Origin of the sequence: Planktotalea sp., from assembly GCF_049680325.1 — a bacterium.
Taxonomy (GTDB): Bacteria; Pseudomonadota; Alphaproteobacteria; order Rhodobacterales; family Rhodobacteraceae; genus Planktotalea.
Genome location: NZ_JBAUHO010000353.1, coordinates 1 through 6,684, shown reverse-complemented (window position 1 = coordinate 6,684; position 6,684 = coordinate 1). Strand labels below are relative to the sequence as shown.

The following is a 6,684-nucleotide window of genomic DNA, read 5'->3' as shown; positions in this document are numbered from 1 at the left end:
GTCAAATCACCGTCGGGCAGTGCTTTGCTGGGCGAATAGGCGATGGCGCGCTCGTCATCGCTCATATCCCGCCAGTGTTTTGCCTGTCCGCTCATGTCACTTTCGAGCGGACATTGAAGCGATCTTCTTCGTAGGCTTTGGTCTTCAGGATATCCTCAAGCTCTTCTACCGCGCGCAGGATGTCAGCCTCGTTTACAAACAAAGGTGTAATGCCAAAGCGCATCATGTTTGGTGCGCGGAAATCGCCGATCACTTTGCGATCGATTAGGGCTTGCATGCACGGATAGCCATGCTCGAAGATGAACGAAACGTGGCTGCCACGCTCTGACATATCGCGTGGTCCTGCAAGGGTCACACCCGGGCAGCGCGCCTCAACCTCGCTGATAAACAGCGCCATCAATTCTTCGGCGCGTTTGCGTACGTCCGTAAGATCGACGCCCTCCCAGACATCCAGCGCCGCTTCCAAAAGCGCAAAGGAGGCGATAGAGGGCGTGCCGATGCGCATGCGGTCGATCTTGCCGGGCATGGGGCGGTAATCGGTATCAAAGGCAAAGGGTGCCTCGTGGCCGTACCAGCCAGAGAGCACAGGTTCGACCGTTTCGATCAGGCGGGGCGCGACGTAGATAAAGGCGGGCGCGCCGGGGCCAGCATTGAGGAATTTGTAGGTACAACCCACTGCGAAATCGACATCCGTGCCTGCAAGGTCCACAGGGATCGCACCAGCGGAGTGGGCAAGATCCCAGACAACGACAGCGCCAACGCTATGGGCTTTGTCGATGATGGCTTTCATGTCGTGCTTGCGGCCCGTGCGGTAGTCTACTTCGGTAAGGGTCACGACTGCCACTTCATCAGTGATTGCGTCGAGCACCGCCTCGGGTTCCACCGTGCGCAGCTCGTATCCGTCTTCTTTCAGCTTCACGAGGCCCTGTACCATGTAAAGATCGGTCGGGAAGTTGCCTGTGTCCGACAGAACCACTTTGCGATCCGGCACGAGCGCCAGACCCGCACCCACCGCTTGGAACACTTTGATCGAGAGCGTGTCGGAGACAACGATCGTTCCCTCCGCCGCGCCGACCAGCTTGCCGATGCGATCACCAAGCGTATTTGGCTGCATGAACCAGCCCTTGGTGTTCCAACCTCTAATCAGCTCTGTGCGCCACTCGTCATTGAGGAAACGCGTCATCGCCCCGGGCGAGGCTTTGGGCATCGGGCCGAGCGAGTTGCCATTGAGATAGGTCATCCCCTCGGGGATATCGAACATGGCGCGGGTCTTGGTGAAATCAGTCATTCAGGCTCTCTCTCGTATTATAGCTGCACCCAACCCTCTGGAGGCTCTTTGCCAGGGTGGACAGTATTGCAGTTCGGGCATGTGCGCGCCTCGGTAGAGGCATAGAACGTCTCATAGACCGGGGGCAGGTCGCGCACGATGGACTCTAGCTGTATCTCTGCCCTGTGGACCAGATGCTGGCACTCAAAGCAATACCACTCAATCGCATCAAGCTCGCCCGTTTGGCGTTTGGGTTCGATTTCAAGCCCGATAGAACCTTCCTGCGGGCGCTGGGGGGAGTGACGCACATGGGGGGGCAGCAAAAAGATTTCGCCCTCGCGGATCGGCACATCATAGAACTGCTCGCCATCGTAGAGCTTGAGCAGCATGTCGCCTTCAATCTGGTAGAAGAACTCCTCGACGGGATCATCATGGTAATCGGTACGCTTGTTGGGGCCGCCAACGACAGTAACCATCAGGTCCGCGTCTTCCCAGATCTGCTGGTTTCCCACTGGGGGCTTAAGCAGGTGACGATGCTCGTCGATCCATGTCTTGAAGTTGAACGTGCTTAACTTGGTCTTGGCCATGGTGTTCTTCCTATATCAAAGTTTCAGCCCGCAGGTTTCGAACGCGGCGCGGGTGGCCGCTTTTTCAGCCTCTGTCAGTTCCAGCATCGGGTGGCGCACATGTCCGCCTGTCTGGCCCAGCAATTCCTGCCAGTATTTGCCATGCGCTGTGGGTTTGCCTGCTGGCTTGGTAGATTTGATTGCAGCGCGTACAGGATCGAGACTGTCGCGCACACGGCGGGCCTCGGCGAATTTTCCTGCGAAGGCGAGCTCTGTGTACTCAACCATGCGCAGATCGTTTTTGGTCTGTAGCTGGTAGGGGGGGGACGAACAGAGATAAAGCTGCCAGCCCAGTTCCTCGATGTTATCAAGCCAATCGTCCTCTAGCGAGGTAGAGACGTGAATCTTGTCGCCAATCATACGGGTCAGGCGCACATACATTTCGCGGGGGACAGAGTATTTGATTGCAACGATATTGGGCAGTTCTGCAATCCGCGCGGCGGTTTCAGGTTCCATCAAATAGCCGCTGTCAGGGTGGCTCCACATCGCGATGCCGAGATCAAGGCGGTCGCAAATGTATTTGTAGTAGTTATACAGCACCTCGTCGCGGTCATGGCAAAAGCTGAGCATCGGGGCATGAACAACGACATAATCCGCGCCGCAGTCCTGCGCGTGGCGACCAAGTTCCAGCACGGTGTCCACGTTCTGGTCTGATATCGACATGATCGTGCCTGCCTTACCCGCACATTCATTCGCCGCAATGGTCATGTTGTCTTTGCGCTCTTGTAGGGACATGGACCAGAATTCGCCCTGCTTGCCTGCAATGAACAAGCCCTTGATATGAAGGTCGTCGATCCAGTGGCGAATGTTGCTTCGCAAGCCAGTTTCGTTGAAAGAGCCATCCGCAAGGAAAGGGTTCAGCGCCGCCGCCCAAATGCCGCGCATGTTTTCGCGGGCGTAGTCTTTGGCTTCAAGTTTCGCGTAGTTCATGTTGTTCGTCCTTTTTGCATGGCCGTCCATAGCGTGCAGGGGGTCAGGGGCATGTTCAGATCAGTGACGCCCAGAGGGGCGAGCGCGTCAAGAGCGGCGTTCAGGATCGCGGCGGGGGCACCGATGGTGCCGGCCTCGCCCACGCCTTTGGCACCCAGTGTGTTCGTGGGGGAGGGCGTTTCAAAACTGTGCATCTCTAGCGCGGGCACATCGTTTGCGCGTGGCATGGCATAATCCATAAAGGAACCTGTCAGCAGCTGGTTGTCTTCGTCAAACTCGATATGCTCCATCATCGCTTCGCCAAAGCCCTGCGCAAAGCCGCCGACAACCTGATCCTTCACAAGGGCGGGATTAATCTGCACGCCTGTATCATCCACGCAGATAGCTTTCTCGATAGTGGGGGTGCCGGTATCGGGGCAAATGCTCATCTGGATCAGATAGGCCCCATAGCCCCAAGCCTGACCTTCGTTCTCATATCGGCTGGTTGTGGTAATGGGATACGGCGCGCCCTTGTCCTTTTGGCGCTTGGCCTCGATGCAGGCCTGTTGCACGGCACTGCCGCCAATAGCGGTAGAGCGGGAGGCAAGTGCGCCAATGCCCTTGGGCGTATGATCTGTATCTGCAAGCGTGACTTCGATTTGATCGGGGGTAAGGCCAAGGTGATCCGCTGCGATCTGCGCATAGCTTGTTTCGCGCCCGTGCCCTTGCGAGGAAGAGCCGCTGGCAACGCTTGCTGTGCCGTTCTTGTGCAGGGTGATACGCGCGCTTTCCCAGCCGCTGCCAGAGGGTTCGACATAAAAGGCGATACCGATGCCAACCAGCTCGCCTTGATTGCGGCGTTTGCTTTGCTCTTGGCGTAGGGTTTGATAGCCGGAAAGCTGCTCAAGCAAGTCAAGCGCACGGATGTAATCCCCGCTATCAAGGCGATTGCCTGTTACTGTGTCATGGGGCAGGGCGCTGGGCGGCAAGAGATTGCGCCGCCGCAGGGTGAATGGATCAATCCCGCTGGCACGCGCCGCTTTGTCAATCAGACGCTCTATCAGCATGTTCGCTTCAGGACGCCCTGCACCGCGATAGATGCCAGTGGGGGTAAAGTTGTCCTGAACAGCGCTGGTTTGGATATCAAGCTTTGGCACAAGATAGCCCGAGGGCAGCACCCGCGCCGCGTTCCATGCGGGAACGAGCGCGCTATTGGGCAGCCATGGCCCTAGGGGGGCAGAGGTCTTAGCCGTCAAGGCAAGGAACGTGCCATCGGCGCTCAGGGTTAAGCGCCCCGTGCTCGTAGTGCCGCGCCCATGGGTGGCGGACATAAACTCATCCGAGCGCGTCGCCGTCCATTTGATATTGCGCTTGTGGGTGAAGGCAGCCCAGAGCGCGAAAACGTCTTCCGGGTAAAGAGAGGCTTTCATCCCGAACGCGCCGCCGACATCGCGCGCAATGACGCGGATGCGGGACGGGTGAATATCAAGGATCGCAGCAAGCTCTGATCGGGTGCGGTGCGGGGTCTGGGTCGAATGCCAGACTGTCACGCTGTCAGTGTCTGTCTCGTAGCGCACCGCAATCGCCCGCGGCTCTATCGCAGAAGGCGCAAGGCGCGGGTGCTGAATAGCGACTTCAACGCTGTGATGCGGTGCGCCGGGCATATCGTTCTCAACGCTTTGCCAGCTGTGCGAGGCGATCGTGGTGTTACAGGCTTCGCCTTCGATCATATCCGCATAGATCAGTTCAACCGCATCGCTGGCATTCGCAGGGCTATCTGCCAGAACCGCAGCGATAGGCTGGCCGATCGCGCGCACCTCATGTTCAAGCAACGCGCAAAAGCGCGGCGCGCTGGGCATATTAATCACTTCGTTCACAGACAGGTTGCCCAAATGCGCAAGCTCTGCGCCAGTGTGAACGGCGAAGATGCCATCGCTGTTAAGCGCATCGTCTATTTCGACATGTTCCAGAATTGCGGGCGCGAATTGCGAGCGCGCAAAGGCAACGTAGAGCGGGCGATCCAGCTTGATATCATCCGTATACTGCCCTTGCCCACGCAAAAGTCGCGCGTCTTCGCGCCTTGGGTTTGACGCTCCGATGTGGGCGGGCAGAAGAGACGGCATGATGTTCCTAGTGTACCTGGGTTTTGCACATTCGATCAACTTGGCGCGAAAAAACCAAGAGGAATGCGCATATATGGATATAAGCAGTAGTGATACCTGAATTAACAAACGGGTGCTGTTTTGATTTGTTTTCTGGGTAAGGTCGTAAATAGCAAATCGCTTGAGGTCGCAGGAGAACGGCATTTACTTTAGGCATGAAATATTTTTACTTGAAGTATAATCAAAGGGCGATAGTCTTTACCCATAAAGCGCGCTGGGCTGAGTTGGTCAGCGCGCGAGAAAAAAGAGACCAACTGGAGAAGCACTATGAAACTGACAAATCTCGTAACAGCAGGGGCGGTATTGGCCGCAAGCTTTACAGCCTCACTGGCGCAGGCCAACGAATTTCGCCTTGGGCTTATCACGCCGCCCAACCACATCTGGACCAAGGGCGCAGAAAGTTTTGGCGCGGCGCTAAGTGATGCAACAGGCGGCGCGCACAGCGTTACGGTTTTCCCGGCGCGTCAGCTCGGGAACGAGGCGCAAATGCTTCAGCAGCTGCAAACCGGTGCGCTTGATATGGCGTTTATGACCGTGGCCGAAGTGTCCAACCGCGCACCTGATTTCGGGGCGTTCTATGCGCCTTATCTTGCCAATGACATCGCCCATGCGTCGCGCATTCTTGCGACGGACACAGCGACCGCCATGCTGGACCAGCTGCCAGCCAAGACGGGCGTCGTCGGCATCGGTTATGGCATGGCAGGTTTGCGTCAAATTCTGGCGCGCGGCGACGTGAAAAGCGCGGCTGATCTTGCGGGCCTTAAGCTGCGCATTACACCGTTCGATCCGATCCTTGATTTCTACAACGCGATTGGCGCGGCTCCGACGCCCATGCCACTGCCTGCGGTATATGACGCGCTGGCGAACGGTCAGGTCGACGCGATTGATATGGATGCCGAGCTGATCTGGAAGCTGAAGTATTACGAGCACTCCGATACAATCCTGCAATCCAATCACATGATGTTCCCGATGGTCGGTCTTGTTTCTGCGCGCGTGTGGAAAGATCTCTCGGACGAAGACCGCGCCGCGATTGACACCCATATGAAAGCGGCGTTGGCGGCGATCATCACTGAATATGTCGAGAAAGACGTAGCATGGCTCGATCAGGTAAAGGGCACGGGCGAAAACTATGTTGAAGTTGGCCCCGAGTTCTTTGGCGACGCCCTTGGCAAGTGGGATGCAATCTGGTCTGCGAAGTCTTCTCAGCTTGGTGCATTGCGCGACGCGGCAGCCGCTGTAAAGTAAACCATGTTCGGGTCGCCCGTTGATCGGGCGGCCCGCATTCTTTGCCGGTTAGGGTTCCCATGCTGCACACATTGTCGCGTCGTTGGGCGCGCGTCGAGATTTTCTGCGCCTCGTTCTTTGCGGTTTTGATAACGCTCTTGATCCTGCTCAATGTGGTGACACGGGCGATGAACGCCTCGATCTACTGGGTGGACGAGGCGGCAATCTACGCGATGGTCTGGATGGCGTTTCTGGCAGCTTCGGCAGGCATACACGAACGCAGCGCCGTGTCCGTGACCTTGGTGCAGGAAAAGCTGGGACCACGCGGGCAACATTTCCTAGGCATTGCCGTCGATCTGATTGCATTGCTGTTTGCGGCGCTGATGTTGTTTTTCCTATGGCGCTGGTTGCTACCGCTTGATCTGTTTCGGGCGGGGTTTGATTTCGAGTCGTTTCAGGGCGAGACGTTTAATTTTGTCTATGCAGAACCCACGAC

General features: G+C 57.1%; 6 protein-coding genes. 2 read left to right on the top strand and 4 right to left on the bottom strand.

Annotated elements, in window-relative coordinates:
* Positions 1–91: 91 nt before the first annotated feature.
* From kynU to WBC85_RS15735, 4 genes are read right to left on the bottom strand one after another with little or no spacing between them, the layout of a single operon-like run.
* A complete protein-coding gene (kynU, locus tag WBC85_RS15750; protein ID WP_424439424.1) occupies positions 92–1,288 on the bottom strand; it encodes a kynureninase in 1,197 nt (398 codons plus the stop codon).
* Positions 1,289–1,305: 17 nt separating this feature from the next.
* The gene (locus WBC85_RS15745) at positions 1,306–1,854 is read right to left on the bottom strand and encodes a 3-hydroxyanthranilate 3,4-dioxygenase (protein ID WP_424439421.1); all 549 of its coding nucleotides are present in this window, start codon (positions 1,852–1,854) and stop codon (positions 1,306–1,308) included.
* A 15-nt stretch (positions 1,855–1,869) separates the two neighbouring features.
* Positions 1,870–2,823 carry a dihydrodipicolinate synthase family protein gene (locus tag WBC85_RS15740; protein WP_424439418.1) on the bottom strand — a complete coding sequence of 318 codons (954 nt, stop codon included), beginning with the start codon at positions 2,821–2,823 and terminating at the stop codon, positions 1,870–1,872.
* A complete protein-coding gene (locus WBC85_RS15735; protein ID WP_424439415.1) occupies positions 2,820–4,925 on the bottom strand; it encodes a xanthine dehydrogenase family protein molybdopterin-binding subunit in 2,106 nt (701 codons plus the stop codon). Before WBC85_RS15735 ends, WBC85_RS15740 begins: the two co-directional genes overlap by 4 nt.
* 306 nt (positions 4,926–5,231) lie before the next feature.
* On the opposite strand from WBC85_RS15735, the gene WBC85_RS15730 reads away from it, so the two are divergent.
* Together WBC85_RS15730 and WBC85_RS15725 are read left to right on the top strand one after the other, a co-directional pair.
* Positions 5,232–6,209 carry a TRAP transporter substrate-binding protein gene (locus WBC85_RS15730; protein WP_424439413.1) on the top strand — a complete coding sequence of 326 codons (978 nt, stop codon included), beginning with the start codon at positions 5,232–5,234 and terminating at the stop codon, positions 6,207–6,209.
* A gap of 59 nt (positions 6,210–6,268) precedes the next feature.
* On the top strand, positions 6,269–6,684 hold a 416-nt coding region (locus tag WBC85_RS15725), incomplete at its 3' end, for a TRAP transporter small permease (RefSeq protein WP_424439411.1).

Excerpts from the sequence above, each read along its gene's own strand:
- kynU (WP_424439424.1), bottom strand. The coding sequence starts at position 1,288 with ATGACTGATTTCACCAAGACCCGCGCCATGTTCGATATCCCCGAGGGG.
- WBC85_RS15745 (WP_424439421.1), bottom strand. The coding sequence starts at position 1,854 with ATGGCCAAGACCAAGTTAAGCACGTTCAACTTCAAGACATGGATCGAC.
- WBC85_RS15740 (WP_424439418.1), bottom strand. The coding sequence starts at position 2,823 with ATGAACTACGCGAAACTTGAAGCCAAAGACTACGCCCGCGAAAACATG.
- WBC85_RS15735 (WP_424439415.1), bottom strand. The coding sequence starts at position 4,925 with ATGCCGTCTCTTCTGCCCGCCCACATCGGAGCGTCAAACCCAAGGCGC.
- WBC85_RS15730 (WP_424439413.1), top strand. The coding sequence starts at position 5,232 with ATGAAACTGACAAATCTCGTAACAGCAGGGGCGGTATTGGCCGCAAGC.